19 protein-coding genes are annotated in these 22,520 nt (G+C 75.0%); 7 read left to right on the top strand and 12 right to left on the bottom strand.

Features of this window, described 5'->3' with window-relative positions:
* Positions 1-155 precede the first annotated feature (155 nt).
* From OIM89_RS24040 to OIM89_RS24030, 3 genes are all read right to left on the bottom strand, one after another.
* A complete protein-coding gene (locus OIM89_RS24040) occupies positions 156-1,616 on the bottom strand; it encodes a glutamate synthase subunit beta (protein ID WP_030698561.1) in 1,461 nt (486 codons plus the stop codon).
* Positions 1,609-6,219, bottom strand: a complete 4,611-nt coding sequence (gene gltB / locus OIM89_RS24035) for a glutamate synthase large subunit (RefSeq protein WP_264491612.1) — start codon at positions 6,217-6,219, stop codon at positions 1,609-1,611. The genes OIM89_RS24040 and gltB overlap by 8 nt, the downstream gene beginning before the upstream one ends.
* A gap of 292 nt (positions 6,220-6,511) precedes the next feature.
* The gene (locus OIM89_RS24030; protein ID WP_030698559.1) at positions 6,512-7,243 is read right to left on the bottom strand and encodes a VIT1/CCC1 transporter family protein; all 732 of its coding nucleotides are present in this window, start codon (positions 7,241-7,243) and stop codon (positions 6,512-6,514) included.
* A 309-nt stretch (positions 7,244-7,552) separates the two neighbouring features.
* Between OIM89_RS24030 and OIM89_RS24025 the strand changes: the two genes are divergently transcribed.
* From OIM89_RS24025 to OIM89_RS23995, 7 genes are read left to right on the top strand one after another with little or no spacing between them, the layout of a single operon-like run.
* Complete coding sequence (locus tag OIM89_RS24025; RefSeq protein ID WP_030698558.1) at positions 7,553-8,716, top strand: ADP-ribosylglycohydrolase family protein; 1,164 nt, start codon at positions 7,553-7,555, stop codon at positions 8,714-8,716.
* Positions 8,713-9,906 carry an ADP-ribosylglycohydrolase family protein gene (locus tag OIM89_RS24020; RefSeq protein WP_413747421.1) on the top strand — a complete coding sequence of 398 codons (1,194 nt, stop codon included), beginning with the start codon at positions 8,713-8,715 and terminating at the stop codon, positions 9,904-9,906. Before OIM89_RS24025 ends, OIM89_RS24020 begins: the two co-directional genes overlap by 4 nt.
* Positions 9,907-9,913: 7 nt before the next feature.
* Positions 9,914-11,089, top strand: coding sequence for an ADP-ribosylglycohydrolase family protein (locus OIM89_RS24015; protein ID WP_264491611.1), 1,176 nt, complete (start codon positions 9,914-9,916; stop codon positions 11,087-11,089).
* Positions 11,086-12,462 carry an ADP-ribosylglycohydrolase family protein gene (locus OIM89_RS24010; protein ID WP_175457209.1) on the top strand — a complete coding sequence of 459 codons (1,377 nt, stop codon included), beginning with the start codon at positions 11,086-11,088 and terminating at the stop codon, positions 12,460-12,462. The genes OIM89_RS24015 and OIM89_RS24010 overlap by 4 nt, the downstream gene beginning before the upstream one ends.
* Positions 12,459-13,361 carry a PfkB family carbohydrate kinase gene (locus tag OIM89_RS24005; RefSeq protein ID WP_175457210.1) on the top strand — a complete coding sequence of 301 codons (903 nt, stop codon included), beginning with the start codon at positions 12,459-12,461 and terminating at the stop codon, positions 13,359-13,361. The genes OIM89_RS24010 and OIM89_RS24005 overlap by 4 nt, the downstream gene beginning before the upstream one ends.
* Complete coding sequence (locus OIM89_RS24000; RefSeq protein ID WP_238470534.1) at positions 13,358-14,587, top strand: CaiB/BaiF CoA transferase family protein; 1,230 nt, start codon at positions 13,358-13,360, stop codon at positions 14,585-14,587. The genes OIM89_RS24005 and OIM89_RS24000 overlap by 4 nt, the downstream gene beginning before the upstream one ends.
* The gene (locus OIM89_RS23995; protein ID WP_030698552.1) at positions 14,584-15,453 is read left to right on the top strand and encodes an HpcH/HpaI aldolase/citrate lyase family protein; all 870 of its coding nucleotides are present in this window, start codon (positions 14,584-14,586) and stop codon (positions 15,451-15,453) included. Before OIM89_RS24000 ends, OIM89_RS23995 begins: the two co-directional genes overlap by 4 nt.
* A 79-nt stretch (positions 15,454-15,532) precedes the next feature.
* Here the strand turns inward: OIM89_RS23995 and lgt are convergent, their stop codons facing one another.
* The 9 genes from lgt to OIM89_RS23955 all read right to left on the bottom strand — a co-directional run bounded on the left by lgt (position 15,533) and on the right by OIM89_RS23955 (position 22,499).
* Positions 15,533-16,486, bottom strand: a complete 954-nt coding sequence (gene lgt, locus OIM89_RS23990) for a prolipoprotein diacylglyceryl transferase (protein ID WP_030698551.1) — start codon at positions 16,484-16,486, stop codon at positions 15,533-15,535.
* Positions 16,487-16,606: 120 nt separating this feature from the next.
* Positions 16,607-17,383 carry a DsbA family protein gene (locus OIM89_RS23985; protein ID WP_264491610.1) on the bottom strand — a complete coding sequence of 259 codons (777 nt, stop codon included), beginning with the start codon at positions 17,381-17,383 and terminating at the stop codon, positions 16,607-16,609.
* 103 nt (positions 17,384-17,486) lie between these two features.
* On the bottom strand, positions 17,487-18,302 hold the full coding sequence (gene trpA, locus OIM89_RS23980) for a tryptophan synthase subunit alpha (RefSeq protein ID WP_030698549.1): 816 nt from the start codon (positions 18,300-18,302) through the stop codon (positions 17,487-17,489).
* Positions 18,299-19,561 (bottom strand): tryptophan synthase subunit beta, encoded by a 1,263-nt coding sequence (gene trpB, locus OIM89_RS23975; RefSeq protein ID WP_003947536.1) that lies wholly within the window; start codon positions 19,559-19,561, stop codon positions 18,299-18,301. Before trpB ends, trpA begins: the two co-directional genes overlap by 4 nt.
* Before the next feature lie 122 nt (positions 19,562-19,683).
* Positions 19,684-19,860, bottom strand: a complete 177-nt coding sequence (gene trpM / locus OIM89_RS30080) for a tryptophan biosynthesis modulator TrpM (RefSeq protein ID WP_087776441.1) — start codon at positions 19,858-19,860, stop codon at positions 19,684-19,686.
* Positions 19,861-19,868: 8 nt separating this feature from the next.
* Positions 19,869-20,678 (bottom strand): indole-3-glycerol phosphate synthase TrpC, encoded by an 810-nt coding sequence (trpC, locus tag OIM89_RS23970; protein WP_047469120.1) that lies wholly within the window; start codon positions 20,676-20,678, stop codon positions 19,869-19,871.
* 226 nt (positions 20,679-20,904) lie between these two features.
* Positions 20,905-21,354, bottom strand: coding sequence for a DUF2752 domain-containing protein (locus OIM89_RS23965; RefSeq protein ID WP_030698546.1), 450 nt, complete (start codon positions 21,352-21,354; stop codon positions 20,905-20,907).
* Positions 21,355-21,484: 130 nt separating this feature from the next.
* On the bottom strand, positions 21,485-21,718 hold the full coding sequence (locus OIM89_RS23960; protein WP_047142584.1) for an HGxxPAAW family protein: 234 nt from the start codon (positions 21,716-21,718) through the stop codon (positions 21,485-21,487).
* A gap of 127 nt (positions 21,719-21,845) precedes the next feature.
* A complete protein-coding gene (locus OIM89_RS23955; protein ID WP_030698544.1) occupies positions 21,846-22,499 on the bottom strand; it encodes a TIGR02234 family membrane protein in 654 nt (217 codons plus the stop codon).
* Between the last annotated feature and the right edge of the window lie 21 nt (positions 22,500-22,520).

Below are 22,520 nucleotides of genomic sequence, written 5' to 3'. Positions count from 1 at the left end.
AAGCGCGGCGCCCGCCAGGTGTCCGGTCGGGGACGGGCGGGCGCCGCGTTCAGATCCGTACGCCTTTGTACGGAACAGGTGGGGGCACCGCGAGGGGTGCCTGGGGGAGGCTATCCGGCCCCCGTCGCCGCCGTGGCGGCGGGGGCCGGTCGCGCTCAGACGGTCAGCGACCGGTCGGTCGGGCGGATCGGGGCGTGCAGGGAGCTGGCGCCGGTGAGGAAGCGGTCCACGCCGCGGGCGGCGGAGCGGCCCTCGGCGATGGCCCAGACGATCAGCGACTGGCCGCGGCCGGCGTCGCCGGCGACGAAGACGCCGGGGACGTTGGTCTCGTAGTGGTCGTCCCGGGCGATGTTGCCGCGGGCGTCCAGCTCCAGGCCGAACTGGGAGACGAGGCCGTTCTCCTGGTCGGTGCCGGTGAAGCCCATGGCGAGGGTGACCAGCTGGGCCGGGATCTTCCGCTCGGTGCCGGGCTTCTGCTCGAGCTTGCCGTCCTTGAACTCGACCTCGGCGAGGTGGAGCCACTGGACGTTGCCCTCCTCGTCGCCCTCGAAGTGGGTGGTGGAGACGGAGTAGACCCGCTCGCCGCCCTCCTCGTGGGCCGAGGTGACCTTGTAGAGCATGGGGAAGGTCGGCCAGGGCTGGTTCGCGTTCCGCTCCTCGCCCGGGCGGGGCATGATCTCCAGCTGGGTGACGGAGGCCGCGCCCTGGCGGTGGGCGGTGCCCACGCAGTCGGCGCCGGTGTCGCCGCCGCCGATGACGACGACGTGCTTGCCCTCGGCGGTGATCGGCGGGGTGACGTAGTCGCCCTCCTGCACCTTGTTGGAGAGCGGCAGGTACTCCATCGCCTGGTGGATGCCGTTCAGCTCGCGGCCGGGGACGGGCAGGTCGCGGGCGGTGGTGGCACCGGCGGCGACGACCACCGCGTCGTAGCGGCGGCGCAGGGCGTCGGCGGGCAGGTCGCGGCCGATCTCCACGCCGGTGCGGAACTTGGTGCCCTCCGCGCGCATCTGCTCTATGCGGCGGTTGATGTGCCGCTTCTCCATCTTGAACTCGGGGATGCCGTACCGCAGGAGTCCGCCGACGCGGTCGGCGCGCTCGTAGACGGCGACGGTGTGCCCGGCGCGGGTGAGCTGCTGGGCGGCGGCGAGTCCGGCCGGGCCGGAGCCGATCACGGCGACGGTCTTGCCGGAGAGCCGCTCGGGGGCCTGCGGGAGGACGTTGCCGGTCTCCCACGCCTTGTCGATGATCGAGACTTCGACGTTCTTGATGGTGACGGCCGGCTGGTTGATGCCGAGCACGCACGCCGACTCGCAGGGGGCGGGGCAGAGGCGGCCGGTGAACTCCGGGAAGTTGTTGGTCGCGTGCAGCCGCTCGCCGGCGGCCTGCCAGTCCTCGCGGTAGGCGTAGTCGTTCCACTCGGGGATGAGGTTCCCGAGCGGGCAGCCGTTGTGGCAGAACGGGATGCCGCAGTCCATGCACCTCGACGCCTGCTTGGAGATGATCGGCAGCAGGGAGCCGGGGACGTAGACCTCCTTGAAGTCGCGGACCCGCTCCTCGACGGGACGGGACTGAGCGACCTCGCGGCCGGTGGTGAGAAAGCCCTTCGGGTCAGCCATGGGTCGCCGCCTCCATCATCTTCTCGGTGGTCTCGGTCTCGGTCAGACCGGCCAGCTCGGCGGCGTCCTTGGCGGCGAGCACTGCCTTGTACGTGGTCGGGATGATCTTGCTGAAGCGGGCCAGCGCGTTCTCCCAGTCGGCGAGGAGCTTCCCGGCGACGGTGGAGCCGGTCTCCTCCTGGTGGCGGCGCACCACGTCGTGCAGCCACCGGCGGTCGGTGTCGTCCAGCCCCTCGACGGCCGCGGCGTTGCCCGCGTTGACCCGGTCGGGGTCGAGGTCGATGACGTAGGCGATGCCGCCGGACATGCCGGCCGCGAAGTTGCGGCCGGTCTCGCCGAGGACCACGGCGTGGCCGCCGGTCATGTACTCGCAGCCGTGGTCGCCGACGCCCTCGGAGACGACGGTGGCACCGGAGTTGCGGACGCAGAACCGCTCGCCGGTCCGGCCGCGCAGGTAGATCTCGCCGCCGGTGGCTCCGTAGCCGATGGTGTTGCCGGCGATGGTCGAGTACTCGGCGAGGTGGTCGGCGGCGCGGTCGGGGCGGACCACGATGCGGCCGCCGGAGAGGCCCTTGCCGACGTAGTCGTTGGCGTCGCCCTCCAGGCGCAGGGTGACGCCGCGCGGGACGAAGGCGCCGAAGGACTGGCCGGCGGAGCCGGTGAAGGTGAGGTCGATGGTGTCGTCGGGCAGCCCCGCGCCGCCGAACTTCTTCGTCACCTCGTGGCCGAGCATGGTGCCGACGGTGCGGTTGATGTTGCGGATGGCGACCTGAGCGCGGACCGGCCGGGCGTCCTCGGCGGTGTGTGCGGACAGGGCGTCGGCGGCGAGCTTGATCAGCTCGTTGTCGAGCGCCTTCTCCAGGCCGTGGTCCTGGGTGGTGATCTGGTGCCGGACGGCGCCGTCGGGCAGGTCGGGGACGTGGAAGAGCGGCTCCAGGTCGAGCCCCTCGGCCTTCCAGTGGGCGACGGCCCGCTCGGTGTCGAGGAGTTCGGCGTGGCCGACGGCCTCCTCGACGGAGCGGAAGCCCAGCTCGGCGAGAAGTTCGCGGACTTCTTCGGCGATGAACTCGAAGAAGTTGACGATGAACTCGGCCTTGCCGGAGAACCGCTCGCGCAGCACCGGGTTCTGGGTGGCGATGCCGACCGGGCAGGTGTCCAGGTGGCAGACGCGCATCATGACGCAGCCGGAGACGACCAGCGGCGCGGTGGCGAAGCCGAACTCCTCGGCGCCCAGCAGGGCGGCGACGACCACGTCGCGGCCGGTCTTGAGCTGGCCGTCGGTCTGCACGACGATGCGGTCGCGCAGCCCGTTGAGGAGCAGCGTCTGCTGGGTCTCGGCGAGCCCCAGCTCCCAGGGGCCGCCCGCGTGCTTGAGGGAGGTCAGCGGGGAGGCGCCGGTGCCGCCGTCGTGGCCGGAGACCAGGACGACGTCGGCGTGGGCCTTGGAGACCCCGGCGGCGACGGTGCCGACGCCGACCTCGGAGACCAGCTTCACGTGGATGCGGGCCTGCGGGTTGGCGTTCTTCAGGTCGTGGATCAGCTGGGCGAGATCCTCGATGGAGTAGATGTCGTGGTGCGGGGGCGGCGAGATGAGGCCGACGCCGGGCGTGGAGTGCCGGGTCCTGGCGACCCACGGGTAGACCTTGTGGCCGGGGAGCTGGCCGCCCTCGCCGGGCTTGGCGCCCTGGGCCATCTTGATCTGGATGTCGTCGGCGTTGACCAGGTACTCGCTGGTGACGCCGAAGCGGCCGGAGGCGACCTGCTTGATGGCGGAGCGGCGGGCCGGGTCGTAGAGCCGCTCGGCGTCCTCGCCGCCCTCACCGGTGTTGGACTTGCCGCCCAGCTGGTTCATGGCGATGGCGAGGGTCTCGTGCGCCTCCTGGGAGATGGAGCCGTACGACATGGCGCCGGTGGAGAAGCGCTTGACGATCTCGGAGACCGGCTCGACCTCCTCGACGGGGACCGAGGGACGGTCGCTCTTGATACCGAAGAGGCCGCGGAGCGTCATGAGCCGCTCGGACTGCTCGTTCACCCGGCCGGTGTACTGCTTGAAGATGTCGTAGCGCCGGTTGCGGGTGGCGTGCTGGAGGCGGAAGACGGTGTCCGGGTCGAAGAGGTGCGGCTCGCCCTCGCGGCGCCACTGGTACTCGCCGCCGATCTCCAGCGCGCGGTGGGCGCGGGCGATGCCGGTGGCGGGGTACGCCTTGGCGTGGCGGGCGGCGACCTCGCGGGCGACGACGTCGATGCCGACGCCGCCGATCTTGGAGGTGGTGCCGGAGAAGTAGGTGCGGACGAAGTCGTCCTTCAGGCCGACCGCTTCGAAGACCTGGGCGCCGCGGTAGGAGGCGACGGTGGAGATGCCCATCTTCGACATGACCTTCAGCACGCCCTTGCCGAGGGCGTGGATGAGGTTGCGGATGGCGGTTTCGGCCTCGATGCCGGGCAGGAAGGTGCCGGCCCGGACGAGGTCCTCGACGGACTCCATGGCGAGGTAGGGGTTGACCGCGGCGGCGCCGTAGCCGATGAGCAGCGCGACGTGGTGGACCTCGCGGACGTCTCCGGCCTCGACGAGCAGCCCGACCTGGGTGCGCTGCTTGGTGCCGATGAGGTGGTGGTGGACGGCGGCGGTGAGCAGCAGCGAGGGGATCGGCGCGTGCTCGGCGTCGGAGTGCCGGTCGGAGAGGACGATGAGGCGGGCGCCGGCCTCGATGGCGGCGTCGGCCTCGGCGCGGATCTCCTCGATGCGCTCGGCGAGGGCCTCGCCGCCGCCGGAGACGCGGTAGAGCCCGGAGAGGGTGACGGCCTTCATGCCGGGCATGTCGCCGTCGGCGTTGATGTGGACGAGCTTGGCCAGCTCGTCGTTGTCGATGACCGGGAACGGCAGGGTGACGGAGCGGCAGGAGGCCGCGGTGGGCTCCAGCAGGTTGCCCTGCGGGCCGAGCGTCGAGTACAGCGAGGTGACCAGCTCTTCGCGGATGGCGTCCAGCGGCGGGTTGGTGACCTGCGCGAACAGCTGGGTGAAGTAGTCGAAGAGGAGCCGGGGGCGCTTGGAGAGCGCGGCGATGGGCGTGTCGGTGCCCATGGAGCCGATCGGCTCGGCGCCGACCTTGGCCATCGGGGCGAGGATGACGCGCAGCTCCTCCTCGGTGTACCCGAAGGTCTGCTGGCGGCGGGTGACCGAGGCGTGGGTGTGGACGATGTGCTCGCGCTCGGGCAGGTCGTGCAGCTCGATGGTGCCGGTCTCGAGCCACTCCTCGTAGGGCTGCTCGGTGGCGAGCGTGCCCTTGATCTCGTCGTCCTCGATGATGCGGTGCTCGGCGGTGTCGACGAGGAACATGCGGCCGGGCTGGAGGCGGCCCTTGCGGACGACCTTGGCGGGGTCGATGTCGAGGACGCCGACCTCGGAGCCGAGGACGACGAGGCCGTCGTCGGTGACCCAGTAGCGGCCGGGGCGCAGGCCGTTGCGGTCGAGGACCGCGCCGACCTGGGTGCCGTCGGTGAAGGTGACGCAGGCCGGGCCGTCCCAGGGTTCCATCATCGCCGCGTGGTACTGGTAGAACGCCCGCCGGGAGGCGTCCATGGAGGCGTGGTTCTCCCAGGCCTCGGGGATCATCATGAGCACGCTGTGCGGGAGCGAGCGGCCGCCGAGGTGGAGGAGTTCGAGGACCTCGTCGAAGGAGGCGGAGTCGGAGGCGTCCGGGGTGCAGACCGGGAAGATCCGCGAGAGGTCCTTGTCGCCGCCGCCGAAGAGCTCGGAGGCGAGCTGGGACTCGCGGGCGCGCATCCAGTTGCGGTTGCCCTTGACCGTGTTGATCTCGCCGTTGTGGGCGACGAAGCGGTACGGGTGGGCGAGCGGCCAGCTCGGGAAGGTGTTGGTGGAGAACCGCGAGTGGACCAGGGCGATGGCGCTGGCGAAGCGGCGGTCGGAGAGGTCCGGGAAGAACGGCTCCAGCTGGCCGGTGGTCAGCATGCCCTTGTAGACGAGGGTCCGCGAGGAGAGCGAGGGGAAGTAGACGCCGGCCTCGCGCTCGGCGCGCTTGCGCAGCACGAAGGCGAGGCGGTCCAGCGCGATGCCGGTGGCGTTCTCGGCGGCGACGAAGAGCTGCCGGAAGGCGGGCATGGTGGCGCGGGCGGTGGCGCCGAGCAGGGCGGGGGCGACGGGGACCTCGCGCCAGCCGAGGACGGTCAGGCCCTCCTCGGCGGCGAGGGCGTCGATGCGGGCCGCGGCCTCGTCGGTGCCGGCCTCGGGGAGAAAGGCGATGCCGACGGCGTAGGCGCCGGCCTCGGGCAGCTCGAAGCCGGCGGTCTCGCGGAGGAAGGCGTCGGGGACCTGGGTGAGGATGCCCGCGCCGTCGCCGGAGTCGGGCTCGGAGCCGGTGGCGCCGCGGTGTTCCAGGTTCCGCAGAACGGTGAGTGCCTGGTCGACCAGCGTGTGGCTCGGCTCACCGGTGAGCGTGGCCACGAAGCCGACGCCGCAGGCGTCGTGCTCGTTGCGCGGGTCGTAGAGGCCCTGCGGGGCAGGGCGAGCGTCCATGTGGGACCAGGCGGACTCGGTGGTGGCCGAGTTCACGGAAGCCTGGGACGGCTGGCGCGGCGTACGCATCGGCTCTCCCGTCGTCGTCAGTGGCATATGCAAGGTGCCGAGGGACGACGTTGGCCCTCTGCGAAATTTCCAGCAAGTTACATGATGAAGCGCATCTCGTTAAACGGATAACACGTTCCAGCATGCGGACGCCGGGGGGGGCGGGCGTCCGGGGAGGGACCTGCGCGGCGGTACGACGCCTCGGTCCGGCTGCGAGGGGCTTCGTTGCCCGCGGCGCGTACGGCTCATGCCCCGTCGTCAAACAATTGAAACCGCCGAGTAACGAAATATTATGCGGCCCCCTGTATAGCCATCATCCTAGGCTCGCGCCGAATAGGCCGCCAAGGAGGTACGTCACACCGGCGGCGGCAGCCCCCAGGGCCAGCTGGCGCAAGCCGCTGAACCACCAGCTGCGCGCCGTCACCCGGGCCACCAGCGCCCCGCAGCCGAACAGCCCGGCCAGCGCGAGGGCCACCGACGGCCACAGCGCGTGCGCGCCCAGCAGGTAGGGCAGGACCGGCAGCAGGGCGCCGACCGCGAACGCCCCGAACGAGGAGACGGCGGCCACCGTCGGCGAGGGCAGGTCGCCCGGGTCGACGCCCAGCTCCTCGCGGGCGTGTATCTCCAGCGCCTGCTCCGGGTCGGCCGACAGCTGCCGCGCCACCTCCCGGGCGAGCTTCGGCTCGACGCCGCGCGAGACGTACAGCTCGGCCAGTTCCGCCTCCTCGTCGCGGGGGTGTTTGCGCAGCTCACGGCGTTCCACCGCGACCTCCGCCTCGACCAGCTCCCGCTGGGAGGCGACCGAGGTGTACTCCCCCGCGGCCATCGAGAAGGCGCCCGCCGCGAGCCCCGCGAGGCCGGTCAGCACGATCGTCTGCTGCGCCACCGAGCCGCCCGCGACCCCCGTGATCAGCGCGAGGTTCGAGACCAGGCCGTCCATCGCGCCGAACACCGCGGGACGCAGCCAGCCGCCGTTGACGTCGCGGTGGGTGTGGTTGTCCCGGTGCGCCCCGTGGAGCGGTGCCTCGTTGTCGATGAACGCCACTGCCGTGAGCCCCTCTCTCGCCGGCCGGACGCGCTGTTCGCGACCCGGCCCTCACGGGTGCGAAAGTACGCCCGAAAACCGGCCGCTGCCAGCAAGGAAGGCCGTACTTACCTGCGCTTTCGCACGCTCGGCGAGCAGCCGGTGACCGGCCGTACGCACCCCTGGGAGGGTGTCGAAGGAGTGACAAAACGCCCTGTGGCGCGGCAGCCGGACCGTCCGCGTGGCAGAGATCGCCCGAAGGCCACGAAGCCCGCGTTCCGCGCGCGCCCGCTCCCCGAGTCCGCGCGGCCCGTCCGAGAGAGGCCCGCGATGGCACCGACCCGCCCGACCCTCCCGCTCCCCGCCGCCCTGCGCGAACGCGGCCGGGGCGCCCTGCTCGGCCTCGCCGTCGGCGACGCGCTGGGCGCCCCCGCCGAGAACCTCAAGCCCTCCGAGATCCGCCGCCGCTGGGGCCGCATCACCGGGTACGTCGCCGAGCACCCGGCCGGGACCGACGACACCGAGTACGCGATCTTCTCCGGGCTGCTGCTGGCCCGGTACGGGTCGGGGCTGACGACCGCCCGGGTGGAGGCGGCCTGGCACCGGTGGATCGCCGACCTGGACGAGGGCCCGTTCCGGGGCGCCGGGTTCAGCGAGCGCGGCACGCTGGAGAACCTGCGGCGTGGCCTGACCGCCCCGATCACCGCTCAGCACCGGCACGCCTGGAGCGACGGACTGGCGATGCGCGCGGCCCCGTTCGGCGTCTTCGCGGCGGGGAGCCCCGAGGAGGCGGCCCGGCTGGTCGCGGTCGACGGCACCGTCAGCCACGACGGGGAGGGCATCTACGGCGGCCAGGCCGTCGCCGCCGGGGTCGCCGCGGCGATGGGCGGCGCGCACACCGACGGGGTGGTCGCCGCCGCCCTCTCGGTGATCCCCGCCGACTCCTGGACCGCCCGCTCGCTCAGGCGGGCGGTGGCCGCGGCCGACCGGGGCGAGAAGGCGGTCCGCTCCGCGGTCGTCATCGGCGGCTACCCGTGGACCGACCTCGCCCCCGAGGCGGTCGGCCTCGCCTTCGGGGCGCTGGCCGCCGCCCGCGGGGTCTTCCCGGCCGCCGTACTGACCGCCGTCAACATGGGCCGCGACGCCGACACCACCGCCGCCGTCGCGGGTGCCCTCGCCGGGGCGCTGGGCGGGGAGGGCGCGGTACCCGCCGAGTGGGCGGCGCGCATCGGTCCGGTGCGCGGCTCCTGCCTGCCCTCCATGGCGGGCCTGCACGTCCTGGACGTCGCCGGCCTGCTCACCCCGGACCCGGAGGAACCGGCCCGCCACTCCCCCGCCGGGTACTGCCCCGACCTGCCCGGGGAGACCCCGTCCGATCGGGCCGGCCTGGCGCTGCGACGGCTCGGCGCGAGCGGGCCGCCGGAGTGCGCCGTGGCCGTCCCCGCCGCCCCCGCCGCCGCCTCCGGCCTCGATGCCGCCGGAGCCCGCCGGTGAGCCCGCTGGAGGGGCCCGCCCCCGTCTCCGGGGAGCCCGTGATGACCACCGCCGTCGCCTCGGCGTCCCCGCTCCCCGCCGCCCCGAACCTGGCCGCCCGCGCCGAGGCGATGCTGCTGGGGCTGGCGGCCGGGGACGCGGCGGGGTGGCCCGCCGCCCGGCACCGGGCGGCCCGGATGCCGCGCTGGACCCGGCGGCTCACCCGGGAGCTGGACACCTTCGCGGAGGAGAACGCGACCACCACCCTGCCGGTGCCGATCGCCCTCAACCAGCCGCCCGAACCGCTCCGGCTCGGCCCCTCCGACGACGCCGAATGGGCCGCGTTCACCGCGCTGACCCTGGTGGCCGGGCGGGGGGCGCCCGGCGGGGTGCGGGCCGCCGTCGACGCCGCCTGGCGCCGGCTCGCCGCAGAGGTGGCCGAGGCGTCCGCCGACGCCCCCGAGGTCGAGTCGGCGGTGCTGCCGCTGCGGGCCCGCATCTCGGTCCGCGCCGGGCTCGGCAACCTCGCGGCGGGGCTCGGTCCGCCCGCCACCGGCCACGACAACCCGCACTACTTCGACGACGCCGCCTGTGTGCGGGCCTGTGTCCTCGCCCTGGCCCATCCGGGTGATCCGGCGGCCGCCGCCGGCCTCGCGGAGCTCGACGCCCGCTACACCCAGGACGGCGACGGGGTGCACGGCGCGCGGGCGATGGCGGCGGCACTGGCGGGCGCCCTCGCCGGAGCCGGGCCCGGGGAAGCGGTCCGGCTCGCCCTCGCCCAGCTGCCCGCCGCCACCGAGATCGGCCGCAACGCCCGCCAGGCCCTGCACCTCGCCGAGCGGGCCCGGGACGACGGTGGCGCCTTCGGCCTCGTCCCGCTGCTGGAGCACCGGATCGTCGACCACGTCTACAGCTACGGCATCGCCGCCGCCGAGACGGTGCCGGTGGCGCTCGCCCTCGCGGTGGCGGCCGGCGGCTCGCCCGCCGGGGCGGTCCCGGCAGCGGCCTGCCTCTCCCGGGTGGCCGACTCGGCGCCCGCCCTGACCGGCGCGCTGACCGGGGCGCTCGCGGGCCCGGCGGCCGTGCCGGAGAGCTGGCGGCAGGCGTGCCGGACGCTGTCGGGGTGCGCGCTGCCGTGGCTGGCCGGCACCGATCTGGTGGAACTCGCCGGGCGGCTCGTGCCGGGGGACGGGGGCACCCCGGGGGGATGATTCGGGCATGACGCTCACATCGACCCTGGACGACCGGATCACGGGCAGCCTCCTCGGCGCGGCCGTCGGCGACGCGCTGGGCGGCCCCGTCGAAGGCTGGACGCCCGAGCAGATCAGCCAGCGGTACGGCGGCCGGGTCCACGGCATCGTCGGCCCCTGGCACGAGGAGTGGCGCACCGCCCGGCCCATCGCGCCATACCACAAGGGCGACGGGCACGTCACCGACGACACCTTGATGACCCGTCTGCTGATCGAGGTCTACGAGGAGGTCCGCGACCACCTCGACGCGTATGCCGTCGCCGCGCACCTGGTGCCGCGGATGATCGGCGAACCCCGGTGGATTCCGGAGCTGGAGGCGGAGGCGCTGCCGCTCCAGCGGGTCTTCCTCGCCGAGAAGTGGCTGGTGGCCCGGGTGCACTACGGGCACGTCGACCCGCGCGAGGCGGGCGCGGGCAACATCGTCAACTGCGGGGCGGCGATGTACATGGCGCCGGTCGGGCTGGTCAACGCCGCCCGCCCGGAGGCCGCGTACGCCGAGGCGCTGGAGGTGGCGGCGCCGCACCAGTCCTCGTACGGGCGGGAGGCGGCCGGGGTCTTCGCGGCGGCGGTGGCGGCGGCCTGCGCGCCCGGCGCCACCGTCACCTCGGTGGTCGACACCTGCCTGGCGCTGGCCAAGGACGGCACCCGGGCCGCGATCGAGGCGGTCTGCGAGGTGGCCGCCGCGCACCGGGACTTCGAGACGGCGCTCGCGCCGCTGCGGCGGGCGGTCGCCCCCTTCGACACGGTCGGCCCCGACTACCGCGCCCCTTCGCTCGGCGCGCGGCGCCCCTCCCGGCTGCACGCCATCGAGGAACTGCCCGTCGCGCTCGGCATGCTGGTGGTGGGGGAGGGCGACTACCGGCGCACCGTGCTGGGCTCGGTCAACTACGGGCGGGACTGCGACTCGATCGCCACCATGGGCGGCGCCGTGGCGGGCGCCCTCGGCGGGGCGGCGGCGGTGCCCGGGGAGTGGGCCAAACGGGTCGCCGAGGCGAGCCGGCTCGACCTGCACGGCCCGGCGGCGCGCCTGGCCGAGGTGGCGCGGGAGGTCTTCGCCCGGGACCAGGCCAGGAACCGGGCGCAGGCGGAGGCGTTCGCGGCGCTGGCCGGCGAGGGCCTCGCGGACGGCGGGCCGGAGGCGTGAGCGGGCCGCTGCGGGTCACCTGGACGCAGCCGGAGGACCTGATCGGGCACGAGCTGCGCCAGTGCGACGAGGAGGGCCGCGACACCACCGAGGCGCGGGCCCGCTGGGTGGCGGCGGGCGGGCCCGAGGTGCCCGAGCGGGGCGGCGCCTCCCCGGTGCCGGCCTCGCCGAGGCTGCGGGCGCTCGCCGGTGAACTCCTCGACCAGCTCGACGCGTTGCCCCGCTCGACCGAGACGCGCGAGCCGACCGCCTTCCCCGCGATCCGCGCCGCCTGCCCGCTGTGGCCCGGCGCCTGGGGCCCCGAGCGCGTCGCACCCGGCCTCGGCGACCGGCTGCACGCGGCGTGGCTCGGGCGGGCGGCGGGGTGCCTGCTCGGCAAGCCGGTGGAGAAGCTGGAGCTGTCCGCGATCCGGGCACTGGCCCGGGCCACCGGGAACTGGCCGCTCGCCGGGTACTTCACCGCGCGCGGGCTGCCGCCGGAACTGGCCCGCGCCCACCCGTGGAACCGGCGCAGCGCCGCCACCTCGCTGGCCGAGAACATCGACGGGATGCCGCCCGACGACGACCTGGACCACGCCCTGCTGGCCCTGGTCCTGATCCGGCGCCACGGGCGGGAGTTCACCACCGGAGACCTGGCGCGGCTCTGGCTGGACGAACTGCCCGCCGGGCGGACCTTCACCGCCGAGCGGGTCGCGTACCGCAACCTGCTGTCCGGGGTGGAGCCACCCGACACCGCGCGGCGGCGCAACCCGTTCCGCGAGTGGGTCGGCGCGCAGATCCGGGCCGACGTGCACGGCTGGACCCGGCCGGGCGATCCGGCGGGCGCGGCCGAGCAGGCGCACCGGGACGCGGTCCTCACCCACACCGGCAACGGCGTCTACGGGGCGATGTTCGCGGCGGCGGTGATCGCCGAGGCGGCGGGCGGCCGCAGCGACGTGCACGGCTGCCTCGACGCGGGGCTCGGCGTGGTCCCGCCGGAGTCGCGGCTGGCCCGCGCGGTCCGGCGCGGCCGTGAACTGGCCTCGGCGGAGCGCGACTTCGAGGTGGTGGTGGACCGGCTGCACGAGGAGTACGGGGCGTACCACTGGGTGCACGTGGTGCCGAACGCGGCGCTGGTCGCGGCGGCGCTGACCCATTCCGGCGGCGCCTTCGCCGGGGCGGTGACCCGGGCGGTCTCCGGCGGCTGGGACACCGACTCCAACGGCGCCACCGCCGGTTCGGTGGCCGGGCTGCTCGCCGGGCACCCGGACGCGCTGGGCGAGCGGTGGACCACGCCCCTGAAGAACCGGCTCAGCACGGCCGTCGCCGGATTCGACGGCGTCGGCTTCGACACCCTCGCGGCACTCACCCTCCAGGAGGCCAGGACCGTATGACCCACATCGTGGTGTTCGGCAGTGTGCAGAGGGAACTGGTCACCCACGCGGAGCAGGCGCCCGGCCCCGGACAGGCCGTGTCCGGGCGGGAGTTCCACGCCGTGCCCGGCGGCAGCGGCGGACGCCAGGCGGTGGCGGCGGTCCGCGCGGGAGCGGTGGTCTCGGTGGCGGGGGCCGTGGGCACCGACGCGTACGGGGAGCAGCTGCGGGCCGGGCTGGTGCGGGAGGGCGTCGACGTGGATCTGCTGCGGACGGTGCCGGGTCCCAGCGGTACCGCGCAGGTCACCGTGGACGCCTCGGGCTCCCCCACGGTGGTGGCGGTGCCGGGCGCCAACGCGGCGCTGACCGTGGCGACCCCGGGCGACGTGGCGCTGATCGGCACCGGGGACGCGCTGCTCCTCTCGTCCGGGACGCCGATGTCCGGGGTGACGAGTGCGGCGCTGGCCGCCCGCGAACGCGGGGTGCGGACCGTGCTGGCACCGTCCCAGGCGGGCCCCCTGCCGGACGAACTGCTGGCGGCGACCGGCCTGTTGGTGGTGGACGAGGACGGAGCGGCGGCGCTGACCGGACGGCACGAGCCCTACCGGTCGGTGCGGGCGCTGCTGGAGCTGGTCCCCGAGGCGGTGGTGACGCTGGGGGCGGCGGGGTGTCTGTGGGCGGCGCGCGGCGGGGAGCCGATGGTGGTCCCGGCGCCTCAGGCGGCGGCGGTGGAGAGGACGGGCGCCGGGGACGCCTTCGCGGGCGCGCTCGCGGTGGCGCTCTGCGAGGGGAGGCCCACGGCACGGGCGCTGGAGTGGGCGTCGGCGGCGGCCACGCTGTCGGTGGCCCGGCCGGGCCCGGCCGCCTCGCTGCCGTACCGCTCCGAGATCGACGCGGCCTGCCCGGCGGTGGCCTCGTGACGGCGGCGCCGGGGTGCGGGGAGCGGCCGGCGGGCACGGCGCACGGCCCGCTGACCGGCCTGCGGGTGCTGGACCTGGCCACGCTCTTCGCCGGTCCGCTGGCCGCCACCCTCCTCGGGGACTTCGGCGCGGACGTGGTGAAGGTCGAGCATCCGCGCCGCCCCGACCCCTCCCGCGGCCACGGCCCGGCCAAGGACGGCCAGGGCCTGTGGTGGAAGCTGCTCGGCCGCAACAAGCGCACCCTCACGCTGGACCTGAAGACGGACGGGGGCCGCGAGGCCCTGCTGCGGCTGGTGGCCGGTGCCGACGTGGTGGTGGAGAACTTCCGGCCGGGCACCCTGGAGCGCTGGGGGCTGGGCTGGGAGGAGCTGAGCGCGGCCAACCCGCGGCTGGTGCTGGCCCGGGTGACGGCCTTCGGCCAGTTCGGGCCGTACGCGCACCGGCCGGGGTTCGGGACGCTGGCGGAGGCGATGAGCGGTTTCGCGGCGATCACCGGGGAGGCGGACGGGCCGCCGACGCTGCCGCCGTTCGGTCTCGCCGACTCGATCGCGGGCATCGCCTGCGCCTACGCGGTGATGGCGGCGCTCGCCGGGCGGGACCGCACCGGCGAGGGCCAGGTGGTGGACCTCGCCCTGATCGAGCCGATCCTCACCGCGCTCGGGCCGCACCCCCTCTGGTACGACCAGCTCGGCCACGTCCAGCCGCGGACCGGCAACCGCTCGGTCAACAACGCGCCCCGCAACACCTACCGCACCGCCGACGGCTCCTGGGTGGCCGTCTCCACCTCGGCCCAGTCGGTGGCCGAGCGGGTGATGGCGCTGGTCGGGCGGCCCGAGCTGAGCGCCGAGCCGTGGTTCGCGGACGGCGCGGGCCGGGCGGCGCACGCCGACGAGCTGGACGAGGCGGTCGGCTCGTGGATCGCCCGGCACACCCGGGACGACGTGCTGGCCGCCTTCGACAAGGCGGAGGCGGCCGTGGCGCCGGTGCAGGACGTGCGGGAGGTGATGACCGACCCGCAGTACGCGGCGCTGGGCACCCTCGCCGAGGTGGACGACCCGGAGCTGGGGCCGCTGCGGATGCAGAACGTGATGTTCCGGCTGACCGGCACACCCGGTGCGATCCGCTGGAGCGGCCGGGCGCACGGCGCCGACACCGACGCGGTGCTGGCCGAGGCCGGGTACGCCCCGGCCGAGGTGGCGGCGCTGCGGGCGGCGGGGGCGGTATGAGCACCGGCCCGGCGGAACCCTGGCTGACCTGGCTCTACGCCCCCGGGGACCGGCCCGACACCGTCGCGAAGGCGCTCCGCTCGGGCGCGGACGTGGTCCTCGTCGACCTGGAGGACGCCGTCGCGCCCGGCCGCAAGGAGTACGCCCGCCGGGCCACGGCCGAACTGCTCTCGGCGCCGCAGCCGGTGCCGGTCCACGTCCGCGTCAACCCGCTGGCCGGCGCCTGGGGCCAGGCGGACGTACGGGCGCTGGCCGGGCTGCCGGGGCTGGGCGGGCTCCGGCTGCCGAAGGTCGCCTCGCCGCAGGACGTGGTGGCGTACGCGGAGCTGGCGGCGCTGCCCCGGGAGGCCGACGGGTCGGGCGCCGGTCACCGGGTGCCGCCGCTGTGGGCGCTGCTGGAGTCGGCGCTCGGCGTCGAGCAGGCCTACGCCGTGGCCCGGGCCCATCCGGCGGTGCGCGGGCTGGCGCTGGGCGAGGCCGATCTGCGGGCCGACCTCGGGATGCGGGAGGAGGCGGGGCTGGACTGGGCGCGCGGCCGGGTGGTGGTGGCGTGCCGGGCGGCGGGGCTGGACGCGCCGGTGCAGTCGGTCCACCCGGACGTCCGGGACGAGGCGGGACTCGCGGCCTCCTGCGCGCGGGGGCGGGCGCTGGGTTTCCTGGGGCGGGCGGCGATCCATCCGCGGCAGCTGCCGGTCATCGAGCGGGCGTACCTGCCGCTGCCGGCCGAGGTCGCGGCGGCCGAGGAGATCGTCGCGGCGGCCGCCGCCGAGGCGGGGGCGCAGGCCCTCCCCGACGGCCGGTTCGTGGACGCGGCGGTGGTCGCGGCGGCCCGGCGCACGCTGGCGCTGGGGGCGCGCCGGGGCTGAGCCGGGCGAGCCCCTGCGACGGCGAAGGCCGCCGCTTCCCCGGCGGGGGAGGCGGCGGCCTTCGGCAGGTCGGTCCGGGTCAGTCCTTGCCGGTCTTCCCCGGGCTCTTGCGGAGGCCCTTGCCGCTGCCCGCGCCCGCCCCGGCGGTGTCGGCGGACTCGGTGCCGGCGGAGTCGGCGTCCTGGTCGCCGGAGCCGGTGATCCCGTCGTCCTCGGCGGCGGCCGGCTCGACGATCTCCTCGCGGCCGGGGCGCAGCCGGGCGGAGACCACGAGGTAGGCGACGGCCAGGACGAAGACGATGATCGCCGTCCAGACGTTGAGCCGCAGGCCGAGGATGTGGTGGGCCTCGTCGACGCGCATGTACTCGATCCAGGCGCGCCCGGCGCAGTAGGCGGCGACGTACAGGGCGAAGGCACGGCCGTGGCCGAGCTTGAAGCGGCGGTCGGCCCAGATGACCAGGAGGGCGACGCCGATGCACCACAGCGACTCGTAGAGGAAGGTCGGGTGGTAGGTGCCGGGGACCCGGCCGCCGTCGACGCTGGTGATCTTCACCGCCCAGGGCAGGTCGGTGGCGCGGCCGTAGAGCTCCTGGTTGAACCAGTTGCCCCAGCGGCCGATGGCCTGGGCGAGGGCGATGCCGGGGGCGAGGGCGTCGGCGTAGGCCGGGAGCGGGATGCCGCGGCGGCGGCAGCCGATCCAGGCGCCGACGGCGCCGAGCGCGATGGCGCCCCAGATGCCGAGGCCGCCCTCCCAGATCTTGAAGGCGTCCACCCAGTCGCGGCCCTCACCGAAGTACAGCTGGTAGTCGGTGACGACGTGGTAGAGGCGTCCGCCGACGAGGCCGAAGGGCACCGCCCACACGGCGATGTCGGCGACGGTGCCGGAGCGGCCGCCGCGGGCGACCCACCTCCGGTTGCCGTACCAGACGGCCACGAAGACGCCGATGATGATGCAGAACGCGTAGCCGCGCAACGGTACGGGGCCCAGGTAGAGCACACCGTGCGAGGGGCTGGGGATATAGGCAAGGTCCATGGCAAGACCCGACGCTACCGTGCCCGGCGCGGGGACGGGGTCCCCGGCCGGGCAACGGCTCCATAACGGGACCGGCGCGTCCCCCGTGTGGCGCCGGGGGACACACGTGCCGGTCCCGGGTCAGGCCCCGGCCTTCTCCTCGACGAGCTGCTTGAGCTTGGCGGGGGTCAGCGGGTCCTTCTGGTCGCCGAAGACGCTCTTGCCGTTGAGCAGCACGGTCGGGGTGCCGGGGAAGTTGCCCTTCTGGAACGCCTTGTGGGACTCGGCGACCCAGGCGTCGTGCGCGCCGTCCTCGACGCAGGAGCGGAACTCCGGGGTGACCAGTCCGTCGACCTTGCCCGCCAGCTCCAGGAGCCGGTCGGTGCTGGCGAAGTCGTCCTCGGTCTCCAGCGGCTGGTTGGCGAAGAGGACGTCGTGGTACTCGGGGAACTTCCCGGCGTCCTGGGCGCAGACGGCGGCGTTGGCGGCGCGCTGCGAGCCCTCGCCGCGCATGTTGCCGTCGATGAGGGTGGCGAGGTGGTACTCGACCTTCAGCAGGCCCTTCTCGGTCAGCTCGTGGATGGTCGAGCGGTAGGCGTTCTCGAAGTTGGCGCAGGCCGGGCAGCGGAAGTCCTCCCAGATGACCAGGGTGGACTTGGCGGAGGCGTCGCCGACGGGGACGGCGAGGCCGTCCTCGCCGGCGGCGCCCTTGGGGGCGACGACCGGGCCGGCCTGCTTCTCGGTCTCGCCCGAGTTGGCCGCGATGACGCCGACGGCGGCGGCCAGGGCGAGCACCCCCACCACGGCACCGCCGACCACCAGGCCCCGGCGGCGCTTGGTCCGCGCCTCCTCCTTGGCGCGCTCGGCCTTCAGCCGCTCGCGGGCGGCACGCTTTCCCTCACGGTTCGTCTCACTCACGCCCGGACAAACGACCCGGACCGGCGCGTATGCGCCTGTCCGGGTCGAGGTCCACCCATAAGGGTGAGGGGCGCGCCGGGCGTACGAACGCCCGGCCACCGGTTCAGCCGGTGCGGCGGACGCCCTCGGCCAGCTCGGCGGCGAGCGCGCGGACCGCCTCGACGCCGGCGGCGGCGTCAGGGGCGTCCAGCATCCGCTTGACGAAGGCGGAGCCGACGATGACGCCGTCGGCGAAGTCGGCGACCTCGGCGGCCTGGGCCGCGGTGGAGACGCCGATGCCGACGCAGACCGGCAGCTTCCCGGCGGCCCGGGTCCGCTCCACCAGGGCGCGGGCCTGCTCGCCGACGGAGTCGCGGGTGCCGGTGACGCCCATCAGGGAGGCGGCGTAGACGAAGCCGGAGCCGGCCGCGGTGATCTCCGCGAGCCGGGCGTCGCGGCTGCTGGGGGCGACGACGAAGACGGTGGCGAGCCCGTGCTTGGCCGCGTGCTCCCGCCACAGGTCCGCCTCCTGCACCGGCAGGTCGGGCAGGATGCACCCGGCCCCGCCGGCGTCCGCCAGCTCCTGGGCGAACCGGTCGACGCCGTAGCGGTCGACCGGGTTCCAGTACGTCATGACGAGGACGGGCTTGCCGGTGGCCTGGTGGGCCTCGCGGACGGTGCGGAGCACGTCCGCGATCTTCAGGCCGCCGCGCAGGGCGATGTCGTCGGCGGTCTGGATGACCGGCCCGTCCAGGACCGGGTCGCTGTGCGGCAGCCCGACCTCGACGACGTCGGCGCCCGCGTCGAGGACGGCCTTGATCGCCTCGATGGAGCCCTCGACGGTGGGGAACCCGGCCGGGAGGTAGGCGATGAGGGCGGCGCGGCCCTCCTCGCGGGTCCGGGCCAGGGTGTCGTCCAGCAGCTGGATGTTCCCGCTCACTTGGTGCCCTCCTCGTCGGCCGCGACCTCGGCGTCCACGTCGTACAGCCCGAAGTAGCGGGCGGCGGTGTCCATGTCCTTGTCCCCGCGTCCGGAGAGGTTGACGACGATCACGCCCTCGGGGCCGAGTTCCCGGCCCACGTCGAGGGCGCCGGCGAGGGCGTGGGCGCTCTCGATGGCCGGGATGATGCCCTCGGTGCGCGACAGCAGCCGCAGCGCCTCCATGGCGGCGGCGTCGGTGACGGCCCGGTACTCGCCGCGTCCGGTGTCCTTGAGGTGGGCGTGCTCGGGGCCGATGCCCGGGTAGTCGAGCCCGGCGGAGATCGAGTAGGGCTCGGTGATCTGGCCCTCCTCGTCCTGGAGGACGTAGGAGCGGGAGCCGTGCAGGATGCCGGGCTCGCCGGCGGTGAGGGTGGCGGCGTGCTCGCCGGTCTCCACGCCGTGCCCGGCGGGCTCGCAGCCGATGAGGCGGACGCCGGTGTCGGGCAGGAAGGCGTGGAAGAGGCCGATGGCGTTGGAGCCTCCGCCGACGCAGGCCACCGCGGCGTCGGGCAGCCGCCCGGCGCGCTCCAGGACCTGGCGGCGGGCCTCGACGCCGATGACCCGGTGGAAGTCGCGGACCATGGCGGGGAAGGGGTGCGGCCCGGCGACGGTGCCGAAGAGGTAGTGGGTGGAGTCGACGTTGGCGACCCAGTCGCGGAACGCCTCGTTGATGGCGTCCTTGAGGGTGCGGCTGCCGGACTTCACGGCGACCACCTCGGCGCCGAGCATCCGCATCCGGGCGACGTTGAGCGCCTGGCGCTCGGTGTCGATCTCGCCCATGTAGATGGTGCAGTCCAGTCCGAAGAGGGCGCAGGCCGTGGCGGTGGCCACGCCGTGCTGGCCGGCGCCGGTCTCGGCGATGACGCGGGTCTTGCCCATGCGGCGGGTCAGCAGCGCCTGGCCCAGCACGTTGTTGATCTTGTGGGAGCCGGTGTGGTTGAGGTCCTCGCGCTTGAGGAAGACCCGGGCTCCCCCGGCGTGCTCGGCGAAGCGGCGCACCTCGGTGAGGGGGCTGGGGCGGCCGGTGTAGTGGACGAGCAGGCCGTCCAGTTCGGCGGCGAAGGCCGGGTCGGACTTGGCCTTGTCGTACTCGACGGCGACCTCGTCCACGGCGGCGACCAGCGCCTCCGGGATGAACTTGCCGCCGAAGGGGCCGAAGTAGCCCCGGGCGTCGGGGCTGAGCCCCTCGGGGTCGGGAAGGAAGTACTCGCTGGGCATGACGGAACTCCTGAGCGAGGCGGACGGATCGGTGGGATGCGTGGGACCGCCTCCGGGCGCGCGGCGGCCGGGCGCGCGGGTGCGCCGGGGCCGGAAGAGGGGGGCGGTCGCTGAGCTGTCGCTCAGCGGCACCATCGCATGCCGTTGACCTGTCCGGGCTCGTCCCCGATGACGTACCGCACCCTGCGCCCGTGGACCCGGCGGGCGGGCGCGCGGCAGCCTCGCGGACGGCAGCCGCGCATCAGGCGCGGCGGTCCGCAGGCGGCCGGCGTGGCACGCCGGGGTCGGGCCAGGGGCATGGGGTGGGTCAGCTCCGTCCGTGCCGCAGCGCCGGGTGGGCGCCGGCGGCGACCAGGTCGGCCACGGCGGCCTTCGGGTCGCGGCCGGTGACCAGCGACTCGCCGACCAGGACGGCGTCGGCGCCGGCGTTGGCGTAGGCGATGAGGTCGTGCGGGCCGCGGACGCCCGACTCGGCGATCCGGACGCGGTCGGCGGGGATCTCGGGGGCGACGCGCTCGAAGGTGTCGCGGTCGACCTTGAGGGTCTTGAGGTTGCGGGCGTTGACGCCGATGACGCGGGCGCCGGCCTCCAGGGCGCGCTCGGCCTCCTCCTCGTCGTGCACCTCGACGAGCGGGGTGAGCCCGATGGACTCGGCGCGCTCGATCAGGGAGACCAGCGCGGGCTGGTCGAGGGCGGCGACGATCAGCAGTGCGAGGTCGGCGCCGTACGCGCGGGCCTCCCACAGCTGGTAGGCGGTGACGATGAAGTCCTTGCGCAGGACGGGGATGTCGACCTTGGCGCGGACCGCCTCCAGGTCGGCCAGCGAGCCGCCGAAGCGGCGCTGCTCGGTGAGGACGGAGATGACGGAGGCACCGCCCGCCTCGTAGTCGGCGGCGAGGCCGGCCGGGTCGGCGATGGCGGCCAGCGCGCCCTTGGAGGGGCTGGACCGCTTGACCTCGCAGATGACGCTGACGCCGTCGCCGCGCAGCGCGGCGTAGCCGTCGCGGGCCTGGGGGGCGGCGGCCGCGCGCTCCTTGAGCTCGTCGAGGCTGACGCGCGCCTGCCGCTCCGCGAGGTCGGCACGGACTCCGTCGATGATCTCGTCGAGCACACTCACGCGAGCGGCCCCCTTTCCCGGACGGTAGTGCTGGTGGTCTCGGTGACCCCCCGCCCCGATCCGGACGCGTCCGGTCATGACGCCGCGGAGGGGGAGGCACCTGCGATGGTAACGGCCGGGGGGCGGTAGAGGCGCATCCGGTTGGCTCCGGTCCCACCCCGTGGACAGGCCGGGCGACCGGACCGCACGGTCGCGCCGCAGCTCAGCGGGGGTGTGCCGGGGCGGGTCAGGGGTGCAGCCACGCCCCTTGGGGGAGGTTTCGGGCCACGCCGAAACTGAGCAGGACCACCCCGGCGGCCCAGGCGTGCACCCGCCCGAACACGAGCCGGAAGGGCCGTCCGCGGGCCGCGCTCACCGCCCACACCAGCCAGCCGGCGGCGAAGAGCGCGTACCCGGCGACGGCGAGCGCGTTGGCGGTCAGGGCGGTGGCCAGCTCGCCGTGCCAGACGGCGTGGGCGCTGCGCAGCCCGCCGCAGCCCGGGCACCAGATCCCGGCGTACGTCAGCAGCGGGCAGGCCGGGTAGTGGCCGGGTTCGTTGGGGTCGACGGTGCCCACGTAGGCGAAGGCCGCGACGACGCCGGCCAGCACGCCGGCGGGGACGGCGAGCCTGCGGGCGGGGCCGGGAGGCTTCGGGGCGGTGGGCGGCGGGGCGGCCGGGTCGGCGGGAGCGCTCACGCGGGCATTGTGGCCCGGCGCCTCGCCCGGTGCCCACCGTGCCGCGCCCGACGCTGGGCCGAACGGGCCGGAACGCGCGGGGGCCCCGCCGGACGTACCGGCGGGGCCCCGCTGCGCGTGCGGCGGCCGCTCAGGCGCCGGCGGTCTTCTGCTCGACGGCGGCGCGGCTCATCCGCTTCTGGCCGAGGCCCATCAGGTGCATGATGCCGCCGACGGCGGCACCGGCCACGGTGATGACCATTCCGGCCCAGAAACCGACGACGTTGGCCATCACCATGAAGACACCGGCCACGCAGAAGCCGATGAAGGAGATGATGACGCCGGTCCATGCGGCCAGAGTGTGGCCGTGGCTGCTGCCCGACATGTCTTGCTCCTCGGTTGCTGTAAAGGGTTACGGGGTGAACCCGGCGCCGCGTCGTGACGGCGGGTCCCGGCGCTCATTGTTCCGTACGGCGGCGGGTGCGGCGCGCTCGGGGTGCGGCGCGGCCCGGTCAACTCTCGCGGGTCGGGTCCTCGCCGCGGTCCAGGGCCTTCCACAGGTCCTCGGGCCGGTCGGGGTCGACGGCCGGGGCCGCCTTGCGGGCACGCGGGGAGCCGTCCCGCTCGTAGCGGCCGGACATGGCGGGCCAGCGGCGGCCGAACCAGAGGGCGAGCAGCCCGGCGGCGAGCAGCAGGGCGCCGCCGGCGACGGCCGCGTACGGCCATCCGGTGTGGGTGAGGCCGGTGACGGCGGCGGCGGTGTCGCCGCTGGTCTCGGCGGCCTTCTCGTCCAGGGCGGCGGAGTCGCCGACGCCCAGCAGGGCCGCGGCGACGGTGCCGGCGCCGGAGAGGGCGAGGAGGCCGGAGACCAGGTAGCGGCCGGCGCGGCGGACCGCGAAGACGGCGACGAGCGCGGCCAGGCCGACGACGGCCAGGGCGGCGGGGACGCCGGTGACGTCGCTGCCGGTCGCGGTGAGCGGGAAGTCCCCGCCGGCCACCGCGACGCTGCCGCGCGCCCAGGTCTGGCGGGTGGCGAGCAGGGAGACCGCAGCGCCGACGGCGCCGAGCAGCAGCGCCAGGGCGAGGCTGCGCCGGGCACCGCGGCGTCCGGCGGGCCCGCCGGACGATGCGGCTTCGGTTCGGGGCTGGGGTACGGCTGAAGTCACCCCTCCACTATCCCTCACGCA

It is taken from the genome of Streptomyces sp. BI87 (genome assembly GCF_025957665.1).
Taxonomy (GTDB): domain Bacteria; phylum Actinomycetota; class Actinomycetes; order Streptomycetales; family Streptomycetaceae; genus Streptomyces; species Streptomyces albidoflavus.
This window is presented reverse-complemented; position numbering and strand designations above follow the sequence as displayed.